The sequence below is a fragment of the Flagellimonas sp. S3867 genome (assembly GCF_014698935.1).
In the GTDB taxonomy this organism is placed as follows: Bacteria; Bacteroidota; Bacteroidia; order Flavobacteriales; family Flavobacteriaceae; genus Flagellimonas.
Genome location: NZ_JACVMN010000001.1, coordinates 361,381 through 382,702, shown reverse-complemented (window position 1 = coordinate 382,702; position 21,322 = coordinate 361,381). Strand labels below are relative to the sequence as shown.

Below are 21,322 nucleotides of genomic sequence, written 5' to 3'. Positions count from 1 at the left end.
GGGAATGCAATTTAAACATCCAGAAATCCTTTGGGCCCTTTTTCTTCTACTAATTCCCATTTTAATCCATCTTTTTCAGCTCCGCAGATTTAAGAAGACTCCATTTACCAATGTGGCCATGCTACAAAGAGTGGTTTCCGAATCAAGAAAAAGTAATACGCTTAAAAAGTGGCTGCTGTTATGTACCCGCCTTTTATTGCTCGTTTGCTTGATCATCGCATTTGCACAGCCTTTTTCTGCTGCCAAAACAGCACTTCAACAAAAAGAGACGGTTGTTTATCTGGATGATTCATTCAGTATGCAGGCAAAAGCCAACGGCATCACCCTACTGGAAAAATCTGTACAAGATTTGCTCAAAAGCATGGACAAGGAGCAGGTTTTCAGCCTTTTTACCAACCAGAGTACTTTTAAGAACATTTCTCTAAAAGATATACAGAACAATTTATTATCACTGCCCTACTCCCACAAACAATTGACTTTGGACGAAATTGAGTTGAAGGGCAAAACACTGTTCTCAAAATCAAATGCAAGCCAGAAAAACCTAATTCTTATCTCTGATTTTCAAGAAAGATTATCCGCATTGGAAACTTCTGTGGACTCCTCTGTAACCCTATATTATGTTTCTATAAGGCCCAAAGCGACCAAAAATATCGCTATAGATTCTGCCTACGTACAAAGTGGTGCTTTGGAACAAACTTCGCTTACCGCCCTCCTTTCAGGTGGTGATACTGATGAAGCCTCACCGATTTCCTTATATAATGGAGATACTTTAATTGCCAAGACTTCGGCTAAGTTTAAATCTGATGGCAAGTCTGCAGTTGAATTTTCCATCCCCGCTAACAAAGAAATAAACGGGCGATTACAAGTGACCGGTTCTGATTTGAACTATGACAATCAGTTTTATTTTAACATTAATAAAAAAGAAAAAATACGGGTGTTGGCCATTGGTAGCGAGAATGCTGATTATTTATCCCGATTGTATACCCCGAACGAATTTATTTTATCCCGAACTACCTTAAACCAATTGGATTATAGCATTATTGACCAACAAAATGTGGTTCTTCTTAATGGTTTGACAGCTATTCCCAATAGTTTACAACAAGTGCTTCGAAGGTTTAAAGAAAATGGAGGTACGTTAATTATTATTCCTTCCGAAGAAAGTAATCTTACGTCGTACAACCAATTTTTATCTGGCTTTTTTGGCACAAAACTCCTTGAAGGAAACACCGCCTCGAACAAAAAGGTAACGACCATATCATTTGGACACCCTCTCTACAAAAATGTTTTCGAAAGACAGGTTTATAATTTTCAATACCCATTTGTAAATCAGTATTTCAATGTTCAATCACGCGCACCCAAAATACTTTCGTTGGATGGGAACGACTCATTTTTGGTCGGGAACGATGGTTTTTATCTGTTCACAGCTTCACTGGCTGATGAAAACACCAACTTCAAAAATTCCCCATTAATTGTGCCCACTTTATACAATATGGCGGCTTTTAGTTTAAAAACAACCGAGCTTTATCATACCATTGGAGAATCAAAGACCATCGATGTTTCTACCCGTTTGTCCAACGACAATATATTAAGTGTATCCCAACAAGAAAATTCTTTTATTCCCCTTCAGCAAAGTTTTCCGAACAAAGTAAGCTTGACCTTTGAGGAAAACCCAGCTTCCGATGGTATATTCACCATTGCAAATGATGGCCAATTTCTCAAGTATATCAGTTTCAATTATCCCAGGGAGGAGAGTCAGTTGCGCTATATGGATTTGACCAATTTGCCGAATATCCAAGTTCAGGATTCCATCCCTGCGCTCTTTGATCATCTTGATTCGGAGAACTCAATTACCGCTTATTGGAAATGGTTTGTTATTTTAGCGCTGCTTCTGGCGCTCATCGAAGTAATCATTCAAAAATTCATTACATGAACATGCTGCTGAAGTCGGCCAAGATCATATCCCCAGAAAACAAGGCACTACACCTTAAAAAAAGGGATATCCTTATTAAGAAAGGGATTATTGAAAAAATTGCTGCTTCAATAACTCCACCTTCAAATACTAAGGTCATTGATGAAAAAAATCTACATGTTTCTATAGGCTGGTTCGATTCGGGAGTTAGTTTCGGTGAACCCGGTTTTGAAGAAAGGGAAACCATTGCCAATGGACTCAGGGTTGCTGGTCATAGTGGTTTTGCAGATATTGTATTGAATCCGAACACCAAACCGGTGCCAGATACCAGTTCTGATGTAGTTTTCCTTAAGGAAAGAGCAAATGGAAGCGCCACACGGATACATCCGTTAGGAACTTTAACAAAAAATGCGCAAGGGATTGATTTGGCCGAGCTATTTGATATGAGAAATGCCGGAGCAGTTGCATTTTATGACTTTAAACAACAAACCGACAATCCGAACCTGCTCAAAATTGCCCTGTTGTATGCCCAAAACTTTGATGGTTTGGTCTATTCCTTTCCTATGGATAACCAAATCAAAGGTAAAGGTATAGTTCATGAAGGTGAAGTTTCCACATCCCTTGGTCTAAAGGGAATTCCAAGTTTGGCCGAAGAACTTCAAATAGTCAGAGACCTCTTTATTTTGGAATACACAGGTGGAAAATTGCATATCCCGACCATTTCAACGGCAAATTCGGTAAAATTGATTGCCAATGCCAAAAAGAAAGGATTGGATGTGAGTTGTAGTGTAGCCATTCATAATTTGATCTATACCGATGAATCGTTAAAAGAATTTGATACCTTTTATAAAGTATCTCCCCCATTGCGAAGCTCGAGGGATTGTAAGGCTCTGATAAAAGGGCTTAAGGATGGAACTATTGATTTTATAACAACAGATCACCTTCCCATGGACATTGAAGAAAAACGGATCGAATTTGATAATGCCGCTAACGGAACCATTGGTTTGGAATCGGCTTTTGGGAGCTTGAATACCCTTTTTAACCTGGAAGAAACTATAATACTATTAACCAAAGGCCGCGAACGATTTGGTCTTGATTCCCCACAAATAAAAGAAGGGCAAAAAGCCTGTTTAACCCTTTTTGACCCGGACGCGAAATCAGTTTTTGATGAAGGCGATATACTTTCTACTTCTAAAAACAGTATGTTCCTTGGAACCGCACAAAAAGGAAAAGTTTACGGAATCATAAGCAATAACCAAACTACCATCTAACGTTTTGAGCAAAACAAATTCTGGAAGAACCACCGCCATTATTGCCTATCTTACCATAGTAGGAAGTTTAATTGCCATAACCATGAATATTGAACCGAAAAATGCTTTTGCCAGATTTCATACCCGGCAGGCATTTGGAATCCATTTGGTTTTTCATGCGATGGCCATTGTACTGACATTTACCGGTATTGCTTATGCATCACTTGGATTATATCTGTTATACCTTGTCATTTGGGGGTACGGATTCTTACAAGCTATAAATGGTAAAACCAAACCACTTCCAATTATTGGGGAACATTTTCAAAAATGGTTTACCTTTATTCCATAATTTATTAAGATGTCCCCCACCTCACTTTCTTTGGAGCACCTACAGAGGCCTTCGTCTCTCAAATCCGGAAAAATCCCTTCAATTTTTATGTTCCATGGGTATGGAAGTAACGAAGAAGATTTGTTCTCATTTGCCTCCGAACTTCCAGAAGAGCTTTATGTTATCTCTGTAAGAGCGCCTTATGATCTTGACCCTTTTGGTCATGCTTGGTATGCTATCAATTTTGATGCTGAACAGGGAAAATGGAGTGATGATAATCAAGCAAAAAGTTCGAGAGACAAGATAGTAGCATTTATTGGTGAAGCTTGCGACGCTTATGGGTTGGACAAGGAAAATGTTACCCTTTTGGGATTTAGCCAGGGTACTATTCTTAGCTATTCAGTTGCCCTGTCATTTCCGGAAAAAATAAAGAATGTTATTGCATTAAGCGGTTACATCAATGCAAATATTATGATTGATGGTTATCAAGAAAAAGACCACAGTTCCCTCAATATTTATGCTTCACATGGGCAGGTGGATCAGGTGATTCCTTTGGAATGGGCCCAAAAAACACCAGCTTTTCTTAACCAATTGGGAATTAAACATACCTATGAGGAGTTTCCTATCGGGCATGGGGTTTCACAACAAAACTTTTATTCGTTTAGGGATTGGTTAAATCAACACATTTAAACACTATTCTTCAATATTCGTGTTATTTGTGTCTAAGCGCACACCATGCTTCGACAAGCTCAGCATGACAATGAAACAACCTTTTAATATTAATTAGTTACTTCGGGTGTAGAGCAAATGATCCAGTAAGGTGAAATCTACACCAAGATCATCCTTAAGTTCATATTTTATAACCAAATCTCCCCAATACTTTCCATCGGAAAAATCGGCCAATAACCATTTATGATTCAGCACTTTGATTTTGTTGATTTTAAAATCACTCTCCATCCCATCATAAGGTACTAAAGGATTATTTCCTTTTTTTTCATTGGTTTCCAATAGCTTATCTTCAATGTATCGCGCGGGATGCTTTAAATTCAGATGGTCATAATACGCCAATGCATCGTCATTGTTTTCCAACGAAAAATACTGGATATCCAATATTTTCAACTGGGATTGTTGTAAAGAATCGGTCAGGTCAGCAACTTTCGTTTCCAGCTTTTCAATATTGGAATTCATACTTTTCTGTAAATTACTCGCGCTAATAAATTGAAACAACACAATCAACGCTGCAAAAACAAATAGGTAAAGGAAGATTTTACTTTTCATAGGTCTTAAATCTTTAATTGTAAATTATCATAGGCCAAAAACACATTTTTGGGCAACTCTTTTTCAACTTCTGAATGAAATCCCAATAGATGGCTAATGTGGGTGAAATAGGTTTTTTCTGCCCCAACTTTCTTTGCAAAGGTCAAGGCTTCCTCCAAGTTAAAATGCGAATGGTGGGGTTGTTTTCGAAGCGCATTGATCACCAGCACTTTAGCGCCCATAATTTTATTGACTTCATCATCAGCTACGCGTTTTACATCGGTTAGGTACACAAAATCACCAAAACGATATCCAAATACCGATAATCTGTTGTGATATGCCTCAATGGGTATGATCTCTAAACCGCTTAATTGTATGGTAGTATCTTTTTCCACCAGATTTACATTCAATGCCGGTGCTCCTGGGTACCTATCCTCATCCGCAAAAATATAATCAAAACGTTTTTTTAGGGATTGCACCACTCTTTCGTGTGCATAAATTGGAATGTCGCCTTGTCTAAAAAAGAAAGGGCGAATATCGTCAATCCCAGCAGTGTGGTCAGAGTGTTCATGGGTAAACAAAATTCCATCCAATTTCGGGATAGGATTGGAGAGCATTTGCTGCCTAAAATCAGGTCCACAATCAACTACATAATTAAAATCCTTCCAAGAGATTAGAACCGATACCCGAAGTCTTTTATCTTTTGGGTCCTTGCTCAAACAGACAGGGTGATCACTTCCAATTATGGGTATTCCCTGGGAGGTTCCTGTTCCCAAAAAAGTAATGGTCATCACATCATCCATTAAAATCAAAATTATAACTTATTTATTTAATAGATTTGATTAAGAGTGTAACTTTGTTTTCAATAAAATTCAGGTTATGGCCACTGCACCTAACAATGTACATGCTTTCGAAAATATCCCTTCTATTAAGGCGAAAACGCTTCGAATAAATTTAAATCCGAATATCTATGGCACGTTTGCCGAAATAGGTGCGGGACAAGAAACAGCGCGACAATTTTTTCGGGCTGGAGGTGCTTCTGGCACCATTGCCAAAGCCATGAGTGCTTATGATAAAGCTTTTAGTGATGCCATTTATGGTGGCGAAGATGATGGCAGATACGTAACCCAGGCCCGGTTAAAACGAATGTTGTCCCATGAAATGAAATTGGTCGAAGAGCGTATAAGTCGAGATAACAACCCGGATTATTTGTTCTTTTCTTTTGCCAATACCGTTGCCACGATCGATTTTTCTAAACGGTATAAAGGGCATGGCTGGATCGGTATACGATTTCAACTAGATCCTAAGCAAAAGGAGTTTGACGAGATTATCTTGCACATTCGTTTTAAACAAACGGAAGCCAGGTTACAGCAAGAAACTTTAGGTACTCTAGGCGTAAATCTTATTTATGGTGCATTTTTCAAGTATCATAAACCTAAAAAATTGTTGAAGTATCTATATGATCATATTGACAAGGACACTATTGAAATTGATATGGTCAATTTTACAGGCCCTAATTTTAAAGAGGTAGATAATAGGTTGATGAGTTTACAGCTCATCCGGAATGACATGACAGATGCGGTGATGTTTGGCCCTGATGGACACAATTTGTTGCCCGCATCCGTTCTTTACAAAAAGAATATACTGGCATTACGAGGCAGTTTTAGACCGGTTACCAAGGTGAACATGGACATGTTTCAAAAGTCGTACGACATTTTTATACGGGAACAGACGGTTGAATATGAAAACACCATAGTTGTTTTTGAAATTACCTTGTCCAACTTAAAAGCTGCCGGTGAAATCGACGAGCAAGATTTTATGGATCGCGCAGAACTGTTATGTTCTTTGGGACATACTGTATTGATTTCAAAATTCCAGGAATACTACAAACTGGTTGAGTACTTTAATAATTATACAAAGGCCAAAATAGGTTTGACCATGGGGGTCAATAATTTGGTGGATGTATTTGATGAAAAGTACTATCGTGATTTGAGTGGTGGTATACTTGAAGCTTTCGGAAAGCTGTTCTTTAAAGATTTGAAAGTCTATCTATATCCGATGAAGGATGCAACTACCGGACAAATCATGACCAGCAATAATGTAAAGGTCCACCCTAGAATGAAAGAACTGTACAAATTCTTCAAGTACAATGGCAAGGTGATGGACATTATTGACTATGATCCAGATATTATGCACATTTTCTCAAGAGAAGTGCTAAAGCGAATCATCAACCATGAAGAAGGTTGGGAAGAAATGTTACCAGAAGGTATCGCTGAAATGATCAAGGAAAAGCAGCTGTTCACCAAAAAAGCACTGCCTGAAAAAGAAGAAGTCAACAAATAACCTTAAAAGAGACTTTTCCGGGCAAAATTGCAATTATTCGGACAGCAATAACTGGCCAAATGATGTAGGAACATGAAAATCCGGCTCTTTGGTTTTTGGGTCCACCCACGTAATCCATTTAAAATCCCCATCTGGATTTTCAGCATCTGATACCATATCCGTGTCCGCTCTAAAGATTCCAGCTTCCAATACATTTTCTTTGACCAATCCTAAATTTTCCAAAGATTCTTTACTAAGTATCATATCGAGTCTGTAACCACCTTCCATGATTGTTCCGTAGGTAAACAAATGACCTTTTGGCCATGTCCAATCATCATCGAATTGCCTATAATGGGTTGCGGAGAAGTCCAATATAGCTCCGTTAGGGTCAACTTCCAAGCAATAGTACCGGTCTAAATCTGCATCTTTTCTCAGAAAAATTTCAACTCTATCTGATCGGATAATATCCCGCTTGTTCTGGTAATTATCAAAGATAATAAGGTCGTTATCCTTTACATCATACCTTAGATAGAGGTATTTATCTGTGTGTAAGGCCCTAAAACTAGTTTCTTGCATTGGTTCATGTCTCCAAGGCTGGGAGAAATCGGTCATTACTATTGATTGGTTCCATAAATCATCGCTCAAAGGCCTTACATTTTCACCTTCATCAAATTGAGCTTTTAAAACAGTATATGCTTTCATGTTGTTTTTCATTTTGCCATCAAAAAAATAAACACTGGAAACTAATGCTATCGTAAGAAGAACTATATATTTCATAGGCCTATTTTCTTGTTTTACCAATTGCGTCTTTAAATGCCTACATCAAAATCTGTTGTGCATGGTCTTTGGTCTTCACCTTTGCAATTACATTTTCCACTACACCTTTTTCATCAATTACAAAAGTGGTTCTATGGATTCCATCAAACTCCCGCCCCATAAACTTCTTAGGACCCCAGACACCAAAAATATTGAGAACGGTATGATCTTCATCTGCCAGTAGGGGAAATTGAAAATTGTATTTGTTTTTAAAGTTTGATTGTTTTTTTTGTGAATCGGCACTAACCCCTAAAAGTTCGAATCCCTGTTTTTGCAATTCTTCGTAATTATCTCTTAAGTTGCAGGCTTCCAAGATACAACCAGGCGTATTTGCCCTTGGGTAGAAAAAAACCACCAACTTTTTTCCTTGGTAATCGGTAAGATTTATGGTGTTTCCATCTTGGTCTATTGAAGAAAATTCAGGTACTTTATCCCCCACTTTCAGTGTATTCATTTAATCAGGTTTAAAATTTTTCAAAGCTAATCTAATATGACGAAACAGGACAAGGTAAATTTTGTACTTAACACCCTTGATGAATTTTACCCAACCATACCCATTCCTCTTGATCATAAAGACCCATATACTTTATTGATTGCGGTCTTGTTGTCGGCACAGAGTACAGATGTGCGGGTAAATCAGATTACTCCCCGCCTATTTGCCCAAGCGGACAATCCATATGATATGGTGAAACTCAGCGTCGAAGAAATTAGAGAAATAATAAAACCCGTAGGGCTATCTCCAATGAAATCCAAAGGAATACATGGATTGTCCGAAATTTTGATTGAAAAATACAATGGCGAGGTTCCCAAAGAAATGGAACTGCTTGAAGAACTTCCTGCTGTAGGTCATAAAACCGCAAGTGTCGTGGTATCCCAAGCATTTGGCATTCCTGCATTTCCTGTGGATACGCATATTCACAGACTTATGTACCGTTGGGGATTTAGTAACGGAAAAAATGTTGTACAGACAGAAAGGGATGCCAAAAGATTGTTTCCAAAAGAAATATGGAACAAGCTACACTTACAGATTATTTGGTATGGCCGTGAATACTCTCCTGCCAGAGGTTGGGATTTGGAAAAGGACATCATAACCAAGACAATCGGCAGAAAAACAGTATTGAACGAATACCATAAAAATAAAAAGAGCCGCTAATTGCGGCTCTTTTTGTTAGTTTTTGAAGTTTCTAGTTTAAAGTAACTTCAAATTTGTGTTTTTTGTAATCGACTACTTTAATCGATTTTGAGTAGCTAAGTAAGAAGTCTATTGTTTCTCGTCTAGCTTTTACCGATTTAACGGTTTTTTGTTCTTCAGAGTAAATATTTTCCATATTCTAGCATTAATGTTACAATTAGATAACGCCGCTAATATGGAAATATTGCTGTGTTCGATGGAATGCAGATTAATTCGTTAAAACGATATTATTTCTATTTACGATTTTTCTTAGGTTGATCAGCGCGTATCGCATTCTTCCCAAGGCAGTATTGATGCTGACACCAGTGTTTTCGGATATTTCCTTAAAACTCATGTCCTTATAGATACGCATAATCAGTACTTCTTTCTGATCTTCGGGCAATTCATCAATCAAAAGGCTCAAATCACTATCGATTTGGTCTTTTATGATTTGTTTTTCAGCATTTAGTTTATCATCCTTGATTACGGAGAAGATGTTGAAATCGTCATTTCCTTCAAACTTGGGCATTCTTTTGTTCTTACGGAAATGATCGATGATCAGGTTATGGGCAATTCGCATCACCCAAGGTAAAAATTTACCCTCTTCACTGTAAGTACCCCTTTTAAGTGTTTTTATCACTTTAATAAAGGTATCTTGGAAGATGTCTTCTGCGACATCCCTATCCAATACTTTAGAATAAATAAAACTGGAAATTCTTTGGTTATGCCTGTTGATCAAGCCTTCAAGGGCTTTTTCATCTCCGGCAATGTAATTCTTTACTAATATCGAGTCATCAATCTGCAGTTCCATACAAATTACTTTTTGGTTAAAATTAGGGGTCTCCCTTTACAAAGAAAGACTTAGAGTTATCAGCTTAATTTTAAAAAAGTAATTATTTCTGTATAGGCCTATCAGCTTTTTAATTACACATCAAATATAGAAAAACAGCATGCCTGTAAAAAAACTATGTTGTGATTTGGGCATTTTTAGATGTCAACTGATACAATATACGTATTAAGTGCCGGGTATTGTATCTTTGCTACCCTAATTTTAACATATGCCCGCAATTCAGAACATTGATCCTAAGAAAAATATCATCATAAAAGGTGCCAAACTACATAACCTTAAAAATATTGATGTCGTAATTCCTAGGAACAAGCTTGTGGTTATCACCGGACTTTCCGGTTCTGGTAAATCCAGTCTGGCATTTGATACCTTATATGCAGAAGGGCAAAGACGCTATGTTGAAAGTCTTTCTTCGTACGCCCGACAATTTTTGGGAAAATTGGACAAACCCAAAGTGGACTATATTAAAGGTATAGCTCCAGCTATTGCCATAGAACAAAAAGTAAACTCTACAAATCCAAGATCTACGGTTGGCACCACTACCGAAATATATGATTACTTAAAGCTGCTATATGCCCGTATCGGCAAGACCATTTCTCCTGTTTCTGGGAAAGAGGTCAAAAAAAATACCGTTACCGACGTCATTAACTATATAAAAACACTACCAGAAGAATCCAAACTATTATTGCTGGCTCCAGTTACTATAAAAGAAGACAGGGATACCCTTAAATCACTGGAGCTTTTTTCCAAGCAGGGCTATGCACGCATAAAATATAAAGGAGAAGTTGTTCGGATTGATAATGTCCCTAAGGATATTGGCAAAAAATTTGATTTGGTCGTGGATAGAGTCATCATAAAAGAAGATGAAGATTTTTACAATCGTTTGGGTAATGCTGTTGACAATGCTTTTTTTGAAGGGAAAGGACAATGCGCCATCGAAAACTTGGGAAATGAAGAAATCAAAACCTTCAGTAACCAGTTTGAATTGGATGGACTAAAGTTTTTGGAACCCAATGTGCATCTATTCAGTTTTAATAATCCCTATGGCGCATGCCCCAAATGTGAAGGCTACGGAGATGTAATCGGAATTGATGAGGATTTAGTGGTTCCCAATACCGCTTTATCAGTTTTTGAGAATGCTGTTTTTCCATGGCGGGGAGAAAGTATGGGTTGGTATCGCGATCAGTTGGTTAATTCGGCTTACAAATTCGATTTTCCCATCCATAAACCTTGGTTTGAACTGACCGAAGAACAAAAACAATTGGTTTGGGATGGCAATGAGTACTTTATGGGTATCAACGACTTTTTTCAACAATTAGAAGAGAAAAGCTATAAAATCCAGAATCGGGTAATGCTATCCCGCTACCGTGGAAAGACCAAATGTTCCGTTTGTAAAGGAAAAAGATTGCGGGAAGAGGCCAACTATGTAAAAGTAGATGGACATTCGATTTCAGATTTAATCGAACAGCCCATAAAAAGGCTGATTCCCTTTTTTGAAGCACTGCAATTGTCCGAACACGATAGCACCATCGCAAAACGATTGCTCAAAGAAATCACCACGAGATTGGATTTTTTAAGTAAAGTTGGACTCAGTTACTTGACCTTAAATCGAAAATCCAATACCTTATCTGGTGGAGAAAGTCAACGTATCAATTTGGCAACTTCGCTGGGGAGTAGTTTAGTGGGCTCCATGTACATATTGGATGAACCCAGTATCGGTTTGCATCCGAAAGACACCGAAAACCTGATTGGGGTATTGTTATCCCTTCGGGATTTGGGCAATACCGTTATTGTGGTAGAACATGATGAAGACATTATGAAAGCTGCCGATGAAGTCATCGATATTGGCCCCGAAGCCGGCACTCTCGGAGGTGAGGTGGTGGCCACAGGAAGTTTGGATGCCATTTTAAAGGCCAATTCCTTAACGGCAGATTATTTAAACGGCACCAAGGAAATTGAAGTTCCTTCCGAACGTCGGAATTCCAAATATCATATTCAAATAATTGGTGCGCGCGAGAACAACCTGAAAAACATCAACGTCACCTTTCCATTGAATATGCTTACGGTGGTAACCGGAGTTTCAGGAAGTGGAAAAAGCACCCTTGTCCGAAAGATTTTGTATCCTACTATATTAAAGGAAGTAGGAGGTTATGGAGAAAAGGCCGGTCAATTTACCAAGGTGGAGGGCAACTATTCCCACATTAAACATGTGGAATTTGTAGATCAAAATCCCATTGGGCGTTCTTCGCGTTCCAACCCTGTGACCTATATAAAGGCTTATGATGATATTCGAGCATTGTTTGCTTCACAAAAATTAAGCAAGTTACGTGGTTATCAAGCCAAACACTTTTCCTTTAATGTTGATGGAGGGCGCTGTGAAAAATGCAAGGGTGAAGGAGAAATTACTGTGGAAATGCAATTTATGGCCGATGTGCATCTCGAATGTGATGTCTGCTTGGGCAAACGCTTTAAAAAAGAAATCCTCGAGGTCAAGTTTGAAGGAAAAAGTATAGATGACATCCTGAATTTGACCATCGACGAGGCCATTGCCCATTTCAAAACCTACGAACAAACCAAAATCGTAAACAAGTTACAACCCCTGCAAGATGTAGGTTTGGGCTATGTTACTTTGGGACAGTCCTCCTCTACCCTTTCCGGTGGCGAGGCACAGCGAATCAAATTAGCTTCTTTCTTAGTGAAGGGAAATACCAAGGAAAAAGCCCTTTTCATCTTTGATGAACCCACGACAGGGTTACATTTTCATGATATCAAAAAATTGCTTAAATCCTTTGACGAATTAATTTCCAAAGGACATTCCGTTATCGTAATCGAGCACAATATTGAATTGATAAAATGTGCGGACTACATAATCGATTTAGGTCCAGAAGGTGGTGAAAATGGCGGGTATCTGGTCGCTGAAGGCACCCCTGAGGAATTGATTCAAAACAAAGAGTCGTATACCGCTACTTATTTAAGGGCAAAATTATAATAGGCTATAAACAAGAGTCTAGAAAATTTCAATCTGTATTGTTATTTAAGATTGAAGAATGGCAAAGGGTAGGCCGTGCTTGGTCGAACAATGTCATCCTGAGCTTATCGTGAGGGAGAATCACAGGAAATTTCACCTCAATCTGAAACAAAGTGTCAAAATATGATGCTTAAGGTCATCAATTGACCTCTTTATTAAAAAATCCCATCAACCCAAACCCGCTTTCCATCAAATACATTACGGTACTGGTAAATTCCTTTGACTCTGAACGTCAACATCTCCTTATTTTCCTTGATTAGATCAGTTAATGCTTAGCAAAAGCATATGGTGTTTATCTAAAAACAACTAGTTAATGATATAAAACTATGTTCCTCCCATTTCTTACCACTGCACAACGAAGAAAGAACTTTATAGGGCTTCTGTTCGTGATTCTTTTTTTGGTCTCAACAGGTTTTAGTCCCCTTTCCGCTTTTGAATCCCTAACGGTCATCTTTCATGAAAAAACTTTACTTGATACCGATGATTCCAAAAACAACACATTAGAAGAAACTGCCTATACACCTGCGATTGGTTTGGTCAAAGAAGCAGTTCTTAATCCGTGTAATACTATTACCTATACCTATTATGTACACAATTTAAGTTCTAATGAGGAAATCATGGAATTTGTATCTGTTAGTGATGACGAAATGAGTCTAGTCATCAATTTTGCGGGAGGTGATAGTAATAATAATGATCTTATGGAGTCCGACGAAACATGGATATATAGAGCAACATATAATATCACACCAACTGATAAGGCCAATGGTTCTGTTTCCTCAAGGGCAACGGTAACAGCTGTGCCCCAAGGCCAAGGGGCCATACAGGATATTTCGGATCATAGTATTCCCGGTACAGCCAATGACGAACCCACTTATGTGGACCTTTCCTTTTGCCAACCTCGTGTAGGTTTAATTAAAACAGGAGTGGTAAGCTCAGATTGCACAAGCATTGAGTACACTTATCAAATCACCAATCAAACCCAAAGTGGACAACGTTTGGAAGATATTCGATTGACAGATTTTCCTTTTAGTTTGTTGGATTTCGATCTAAATATTCCAAATTCGGGAGATATTCAAGGAGGAGCGTCAAACGGTTTTTTGGAATCAGGAGAAACCTGGATTTACAAGGTAACCGAAGATATAACCACCGCATACAGGATTACCGGTTCCGTAACCACAAGTCAGGCAAAGGTCAGTGCCAGTCCCGAAGGTGGAGGCCCAAGAACTAATGACTTTTCTGATGACAATAGCCCTTTTGAAGATGATCTGACCGTAACTCTCTTAACAGATTGTTTGCTCGCTATTGGGCTCGTTCAAACGGATACCGAAGTTGACGCTTGCGAAACCATTGAATATACTTTTACCGTTACCAATTTAAACGCCAATGAAGAACCTCTGCAAAATATTGAGATAACCACCTCCAACTTAGGGATTATCAGTGGAGCACCAGATGATGGAGATACTGGCTCATTGGCGAATGTCCTAGAACATAATGAATCATGGGTATTCACTAGAACTTACAACATCACTCCTGCCGAAAGGATTAGCGGTGTTGTCAATGCCCAGTCTTCTGTAACTGGAATTGTACAGGGATTATTTGCGGAGGTAAGTGATGATTCCCATGATCAATTTGATACCCAAGACGGCCCTACAATAACCAATCTAGATCCCACCTGCCAACCCAGCATAAATATCCTTCAAGTAGGGACTTTAAGAGGAGGAGACCCTTCTTGCACCTTTATAGATTATACATACACGGTGACCAACACAAGTTATGATGCTTTTACAGAAGTAGAAGTGGTTGACAATAAATTGGGGCCAATAACTGGTCTTGATTCTGGCGATGCCAACAGTTCCGGCACTCTAGATCCCAGTGAGACCTGGATATATACCGAATCCTATGACATTGCCCTGGCCGATAAAATCGCAGGGGTATTTGAAACCTGGTCAACGGTAACTGCGAAAGTAGCAGGAACTGGAGATGCGGAGGTTACAGATCTCTCCCACCCCACCGACCCGAATCAAGATGATATCACCTCCGTGGACCTAACCACTTGCGAACCCAAAATAGCCTTGATCAAGCAAGGTGTGGTAGATAATACCTGTAGCCAAATTACCTATACCTATTATGTAACCAACGAAAGCGGAGGCACGGAAACATTACAAAATATTCAAATCATTGATGACGTGTTGGGCCCAATTGCCGGGCCACCCTCCTCCGGTGATGGAAGTATTATGGGGGAATTGGAAGAAGGAGAAATCTGGGAATATACTGCTACCTATGATATTGTACAGGCGGATATCGATGCCGAATTTGTGGAAAACAGCGCAACTGTAAGTGCTGATATTGTTAACGGAGGTGGAACTACCTTAAATGATGATTCAGACGATAACAGCGAGCTTGAAGATGACCCCACCCGAGTAGATTTAATGGCATGTCAGGCCGATATTGCAATAACAAGAACCGCACTACTTGTCGATACCGATATGGACAACTGCCCCGATGCCATTGACATCACCATAGCGATTACCAATACCGGGCAGGTGGAATTGGATCAGGTTGATGTAATCGACGAGCAATTGGGTAATCCGGTACCAGGACCTTTTGTTGAAAGTATTAATACCGACAATGTGATGCAACTCAATGAGGTTTGGACTTTCTCAGCAACTTATGATCTTTCACAGAACGACATCGACAATTCCCCGATAACCCCAACAGCAAGCGTGACCGCAGAAGCTGTCGGAAGTAGTTTCCAAGTAATCGACAGCGACCAGAACAACATTGACACCTCTGGGGCATGTGCCGGGAGCGCCGCTATAGGTTTGGTCAAAGAATTTACCACTTTTCTTGATAACGACGGAGACGGCTGCAACGATGCTATTCAATATACCCTTCGGGTATTTAACACAGGGGGTATGCCCTTGAACAATCTAACGGTCAACGATCCCCAATTGGGCAACGATGTCGCTGGCCCTGATTCAAAGAGTATCAACGGTGACGATATCCTCGATGTAGGTGAAGAGTGGATCTATATTGGTGTCTACGATATTGACCAAACGGACGTAACCAACGGTACTGTGGATGGCCAGGCCGATGTTTTGGCATTTATTGTGGGACCCAATATCCCCATTGCCGACCTTTCTCACCCTAATGACGCCAATGAAGATGGTATTACATCCACCAATGTCGCCGGAACTTGTTTTGATACCGTTGCTATTGGTATCACCAAAATCGACTCCGATTTTATAGATAGCGACATGAACCTTTGTGACGATCAAATAGAATATACCATAACGGTGGAAAACCTAGGTCAAATGAATCTCAACATCACTGCACTTAATGATGCCCAATTGGGCAATATTATTGCAGGGCCTTTTACTGAAAGTATGAATGCTGATGGCGTTTTGGAGGTCGGAGAAACATGGACACACATTGGAATCTATAACATTACCGGCCCCGACATAACCAACGGCACTGTTTCCGGACAGGTCAATGTCACTGCCCAACCCGTAGGAACCAATGTGGATATTATGGCCAGTGATGGGATTGATGTTGACATTTCCGGAGTAGCATGCGCCGATAGTCCCACCATTGCGGTGACCAGGGATGCCCAACTGGTGGATACCGATATGGACGGCTGTATGGACCGGGTTGATTTTACTTTGGTAGTTTCCAATCCTGGAGGGCTAGATCTGGACACTGTTGTTCTTACTGATGACCAATTATTGGGCAATGTAGGTGCACCAGCAAATGATACCGACGATGATGGGATCCTTACCCAAGGTACTGGTGAAGAATGGACTTTTACCGCTTCCTATGACATTACCCAAGCAGACATAAACGGAGGGGATATTTTTAGCCGGGCAACGGTTACCGCACTAACAGTTGTGGGCAACATTCCGGTACAGGATTTTTCCCATCCCACGGACCCCACTTTGGATCAGGATAATGAAATTTTATTTTCAGGTACTTGTGACGATACTGTAGGTATTTCCATTATAAGGAATGCTGTTCTGGAAGATAGCGACGCTGATAATTGTAGTGACCGTATTGCAATCACCATTGATGTGACCAATGAGGGAAACGCTCGCTTGGAAAATGTAATTGTCAATGACGATTTATTGGTCAATCCACCTACACTTTTTTCAAACGGAAATGGGAATAACATTTTGGACAGCGGTGAAACATGGACATATACGGCAACCTACGACCTAACACAAGCCGATATTGACGGAATCAACCTCATTAGCGGTGCTGATGTCACCGCACAACATTTGGGTGGTACCTTTCAGGTATCCGACGATTCACACCCTACCTCCATTGCTTTAGATGGAGACAATGATAATGATGTCTCAGGGGCATGTGCCGATACACCGGCCATCACTTTAACAAGGGTAGCCCCTTTAGCCGATACCAATGCAGACGGCTGCGATGATGCCATTGACATCACTGTGACCATCACCAATACCGGACTGGTGGATTTGGAAAACATCGTGGCCAACGATGAACAACTCGGCAACGGCCTTGCACCGACCACCAACGGCAACGGGGACAATATTCTTAATGTTGGGGAATCTTGGACCTATGTCGGCACCCACGACATTGTACAGAGCGATATCAACAACTCGCCATTGAATCCGATAGCAAATGTGACCGCGGATGTGCTGGGAAGCAGCTTCCAGGTCTCCGACAGTGATCAGAACAATATTGACACCTCTGGGGCATGTGCCGATACACCGGCCATCACTTTAACAAGGGTAGCCCCTTTAGCCGATACCAATGCAGACGGCTGCGATGATGCCATTGACATCACTGTGACCATCACCAATACCGGACTGGTGGATTTGGAAAACATCGTGGCCAACGATGAACAACTCGGCAACGGCCTTGCACCGACCACCAACGGCAACGGGGACAATATTCTTAATGTTTGGGAATCTTGGACCTATGTCGGCACCCACGACATTGTACAGAGCGATATCAACAACTCGCCATTAAATCCGATAGCAAATGTGACCGCGGATGTGCTGGGAAGCAGCTTCCAGGTCTCCGATAGTGACCAGAACAATATCGATACCTCCGGGGCATGTGCAGAAATGGTCGATATTTCAATAACCAGAGATGCCCTTGAAGTGGATACCGACAATGACAATTGTATCAACAGAATCGATTTTACCATTACTGTAATAAATCAAGGTAATGCAGATTTGGACACCGTGAACTTGGATGACACCCAACTCGGTAATGGACTGACTCCCACAGACAATGGAAATGGCGACGCCATATTGGATTCAGGTGAGCAATGGGTATACGCCTATTCCTATAACATCACACAAAATGATATAGACAATTCCCCACTTGCAGGACAGGCTGTTGTATCGGCGCGGCATATCGGAAGCACCTTCGAAGTTTCCGATAGCGCATCGAACAATATTGATGTTTCCAATGCCTGTGCCAGTTTTCAAGGCAGTGTCACCTTATTACAAACAGCATCCCTTTCTGATACTGATAACGATCTCTGTAACGATACCCTCACCTACACCTATACCATCAACAATCCAGTGGGGAATGTTGATTATGAAAATGTGCTGCTTACTGATGATCGTTTTGGAATTATCGACGGGCCTGCTTCAGGAGATTTGAACAACAATGGAATTTTAGAAGCCGGGGAAACATGGGTGTATATCTCTTTGCCCTACGCAATTTTGCAAAATGATATTGATAATTCTCCTTTGGATAATTTCTCGACCGTTACTGCGGTGGAACAGGAAACCGCTGTTGCCGTCTCAGATTTATCCCATCCAGATAATCCAAATGCCGATGGTCCAACTTCCACAGATCTATCGCAAGCATGCCCAACCACAGCCACTCCTGCCATTGGGTTGACAAAACAGTTTTCAACTTTGCTGGATACTACTGGCGATGGTTGTTTCGATTCTATAGAATACAATTACAGTCTACAAAACTTGGGTGAAGAGGATATAGCAAGTATTGATATCGTTGATGCCATGCTGGTTGCGACCCAACTTGTCCTTGCCTCCGGGGATGAAGGAAATCCAAATGTATTGGAGGTAGGGGAAACCTGGCTCTTTGAACCGTTTAGATACACTTTGACCCCTGATGACATAAACCAAGGAGAGGTTGCTACGCAAGCCTCCGTTTCCGGGCTATCGATTCCTTCCAATATAGCGGTTTCCGATATTTCGGACGACAATTCCTATATGGAAAATGACATTACAAGAAGTTCTCTCACAAATTTGTGCCCTGAAGATTCGGCTAGCATTGGTTTGAAAAAAACGGCCAGCACATTTGATTCGGACAATGACCTGTGCGATGATTCCATCTTATATTTCTTTACGGTTGAAAATCTGGGGAATGTTCCTTTGGAAGACATTCTATTGGAAGACCTCTTTTTGGGCATTACCCTCTCAGAGCCAACCAATCGTTCCATCAACAATGACAATATCCTTGATATTGGGGAACAATGGAATTACAATTTGACCTACCCCATTACACAAGCAGATATCGACCGAACATTTGTAGAAAATCAGGCCATGGTTACGGCTTATCAAGTAAACCAGCCAGATGCCTTTGTCACAGATCTTTCGCACGAAACACAGTACGATGCTGATGCCCCAACCAATATCTCGATAAGTGAAGCATGCATGAACACCTCGGCCGGTATTGGTCTGATAAAACGAGGCATTTTGATAGATACCAATAATGACAGTTGCGCGGAAAGCATTCAATATACATTTACTGTGGCCAATCTTGGAAATCAATCTCTTGAAGGTATCGTTCTGAGAGATGATCTTTTGGAAAATACCATAGAAGGGCCCATTTCAGGTGATGAAAACACCAATGGAATCCTAGATTCGAACGAGGAATGGGAATACTCAGCACTCTACACGGTTACATCAAATGATTTAAGCATAGAACACGTAGAAAACTTGGCCACGGTAACAGCCAATGTAGTAGGGCAACCAAACACTGTTGTAAACGATATCTCCGATAATGATAGTTATACGGAAGATAGTCCAACAACAATATCAGTGTCAGATGCGTGTAACGGGAAACCAGCGGTGGATGCAGATTTTAAAATATTTACCGGAATTACACCTGATGGAGACGGAATAAACGACTTCTTCCGAATAAAAGGCATAGAAAACTACCCTAACAATAGCTTAAAAATATATAACCGCTGGGGAGTACTGGTATATGAGGCGGAACAATATGGTACCGGGAACAATCTTTTTGGCGGCACTTCCTTCGGAAGAACTACAGTTGCAAAAGATAAGGAACTACCTAGCGGAACGTATTTCTATATTCTATCATTCACTGCTGAGAATCCAGGTCAAAACGACTATACCGGCTATTTATACATTAATAGAGATTAGCAATTAACGGACGAGTTATGAATAACCTTTAATTCTTGGATAAGAAAGTCATATATGCAGAAGAAGAAAATTTTAACCCCGATGCTGTTGGTTTTAATAAGCTTTTACGCCATTGCTCAACAAGATTCGCAATACACCCAGTATATGTACAATACCCAAGTAATCAATCCTGCATATGTTGGGTCAAGAGAAACCTTAAGTCTTGGTGTGCTTGGTCGCACGCAATGGGTAGGTTTTGAAGGGTCCCCACAAACATTCACCTTCACGGCCAACGCTCCCCTAGATCTGTATAACAGCATGGGTTTGGGACTATCCATTGTCCATGATGAAATAGGCCCTGCCGTAGAATCAAATGTGACTTTAGATTATTCATACACAATAGATGTCTCCAAATCAGGTAGATTATCCTTCGGTTTAAAAGGAGGTGTGGATCTATTGGATGTAGATTTTAATAAATTGAGTTTTTCGGATCCAAATGATCCTAATTTCCAGAATAACGTAGATCAAAAGCTGCAGCCTCAGGTGGGTGCCGGCCTGTATTTCAATTCGGAAAGGTTTTATGTCGGAATGTCGGTACCCAATTTTTTAAATACAAAACATTTTGATGAAAATGTGCTTCAAGATTCCAATGTCACCAGCGTTGCGGTTGAACGATTACACTATTTTTTAATCCTCGGTCACGTTTTTGATTTAAACAGAAGTTGGAAATTTAAACCTGCCACTTTGATTAAAACTGTCAGCGGTTCTCCCTTACAATTGGATTTGTCGGCCAATTTCATACTAAATGAAAAATTTGTTTTGGGAGCTTCCTACAGATGGGATGCTTCCATAAGTGCCATGACAGGATTTCAAATTTCCCGGTCAGTTTTTGCGGGAATCGCCTATGATTATCAATCCACTAATATCGAAGCTTACAGCGATGGGTCTTATGAGGTGTTTTTAAGGTTTGATATCTTCCATAAATCGGATAAAATCCTAATCCCAAGATTTTTTTAAA

Annotated in this window: 14 protein-coding genes; 9 read left to right on the top strand and 5 right to left on the bottom strand. The window is 40.2% G+C overall.

The features are described 5' to 3' along the window. Nucleotides 1-4 precede the first annotated feature (4 nt). From IAG46_RS01675 to IAG46_RS01660, 4 genes are read left to right on the top strand one after another with little or no spacing between them, the layout of a single operon-like run. Nucleotides 5-1,930, top strand: a complete 1,926-nt coding sequence (locus tag IAG46_RS01675; RefSeq protein WP_223826545.1) for a BatA domain-containing protein — start codon at nucleotides 5-7, stop codon at nucleotides 1,928-1,930. Further along, the gene (locus tag IAG46_RS01670; RefSeq protein ID WP_190808583.1) at nucleotides 1,927-3,180 is read left to right on the top strand and encodes a dihydroorotase family protein; all 1,254 of its coding nucleotides are present in this window, start codon (nucleotides 1,927-1,929) and stop codon (nucleotides 3,178-3,180) included. Before IAG46_RS01675 ends, IAG46_RS01670 begins: the two co-directional genes overlap by 4 nt. 4 nt (nucleotides 3,181-3,184) lie before the next feature. Continuing rightward, complete coding sequence (locus IAG46_RS01665; protein ID WP_190808582.1) at nucleotides 3,185-3,508, top strand: DUF4870 domain-containing protein; 324 nt, start codon at nucleotides 3,185-3,187, stop codon at nucleotides 3,506-3,508. Nucleotides 3,509-3,517: 9 nt separating this feature from the next. After that, on the top strand, nucleotides 3,518-4,177 hold the full coding sequence (locus IAG46_RS01660; protein WP_190808581.1) for an alpha/beta hydrolase: 660 nt from the start codon (nucleotides 3,518-3,520) through the stop codon (nucleotides 4,175-4,177). A 93-nt stretch (nucleotides 4,178-4,270) separates the two neighbouring features. Here IAG46_RS01660 and IAG46_RS01655 read toward each other — a convergent pair whose 3' ends face one another. Beyond that, a complete protein-coding gene (locus IAG46_RS01655; RefSeq protein WP_190808580.1) occupies nucleotides 4,271-4,765 on the bottom strand; it encodes a hydrolase in 495 nt (164 codons plus the stop codon). A gap of 5 nt (nucleotides 4,766-4,770) precedes the next feature. Next, nucleotides 4,771-5,547: an MBL fold metallo-hydrolase gene (locus IAG46_RS01650; RefSeq protein ID WP_223826544.1), complete on the bottom strand. Its 777-nt coding sequence runs from the start codon at nucleotides 5,545-5,547 to the stop codon at nucleotides 4,771-4,773. A 76-nt stretch (nucleotides 5,548-5,623) separates the two neighbouring features. On the opposite strand from IAG46_RS01650, the gene IAG46_RS01645 reads away from it, so the two are divergent. Next, complete coding sequence (locus IAG46_RS01645; RefSeq protein WP_190808578.1) at nucleotides 5,624-7,087, top strand: TonB-dependent receptor; 1,464 nt, start codon at nucleotides 5,624-5,626, stop codon at nucleotides 7,085-7,087. Nucleotides 7,088-7,120: 33 nt separating this feature from the next. Here IAG46_RS01645 and IAG46_RS01640 read toward each other — a convergent pair whose 3' ends face one another. Both IAG46_RS01640 and bcp read right to left on the bottom strand, forming a co-directional pair. Beyond that, the gene (locus IAG46_RS01640) at nucleotides 7,121-7,843 is read right to left on the bottom strand and encodes a carbohydrate-binding family 9-like protein (protein ID WP_190808577.1); all 723 of its coding nucleotides are present in this window, start codon (nucleotides 7,841-7,843) and stop codon (nucleotides 7,121-7,123) included. A 40-nt stretch (nucleotides 7,844-7,883) separates the two neighbouring features. Beyond that, entirely contained in the window at nucleotides 7,884-8,336 is a 453-nt protein-coding gene (gene bcp / locus IAG46_RS01635; RefSeq protein WP_190808576.1) for a thioredoxin-dependent thiol peroxidase, read from the bottom strand. 36 nt (nucleotides 8,337-8,372) lie between these two features. Here bcp and nth point away from each other — a divergent pair, with 36 nt between their 5' ends. Beyond that, on the top strand, nucleotides 8,373-9,035 hold the full coding sequence (gene nth, locus IAG46_RS01630; RefSeq protein ID WP_190808575.1) for an endonuclease III: 663 nt from the start codon (nucleotides 8,373-8,375) through the stop codon (nucleotides 9,033-9,035). Between the two features lie 247 nt (nucleotides 9,036-9,282). On the opposite strand, the gene IAG46_RS01625 is transcribed toward nth, so the two are convergent. Beyond that, on the bottom strand, nucleotides 9,283-9,864 hold the full coding sequence (locus tag IAG46_RS01625) for an RNA polymerase sigma factor (RefSeq protein WP_190808574.1): 582 nt from the start codon (nucleotides 9,862-9,864) through the stop codon (nucleotides 9,283-9,285). A 247-nt stretch (nucleotides 9,865-10,111) separates the two neighbouring features. Here IAG46_RS01625 and uvrA point away from each other — a divergent pair, with 247 nt between their 5' ends. The 3 genes from uvrA to IAG46_RS01610 all read left to right on the top strand — a co-directional run bounded on the left by uvrA (nucleotide 10,112) and on the right by IAG46_RS01610 (nucleotide 21,321). Continuing rightward, nucleotides 10,112-12,889 (top strand): excinuclease ABC subunit UvrA, encoded by a 2,778-nt coding sequence (gene uvrA, locus IAG46_RS01620; protein ID WP_190808573.1) that lies wholly within the window; start codon nucleotides 10,112-10,114, stop codon nucleotides 12,887-12,889. Between the two features lie 365 nt (nucleotides 12,890-13,254). Then, nucleotides 13,255-20,325 carry a gliding motility-associated C-terminal domain-containing protein gene (locus IAG46_RS01615; RefSeq protein ID WP_190808572.1) on the top strand — a complete coding sequence of 2,357 codons (7,071 nt, stop codon included), beginning with the start codon at nucleotides 13,255-13,257 and terminating at the stop codon, nucleotides 20,323-20,325. A 54-nt stretch (nucleotides 20,326-20,379) separates the two neighbouring features. Beyond that, the gene (locus IAG46_RS01610) at nucleotides 20,380-21,321 is read left to right on the top strand and encodes a type IX secretion system membrane protein PorP/SprF (RefSeq protein WP_190808571.1); all 942 of its coding nucleotides are present in this window, start codon (nucleotides 20,380-20,382) and stop codon (nucleotides 21,319-21,321) included. The last annotated feature ends 1 nt before the right edge of the window (nucleotide 21,322 follow it).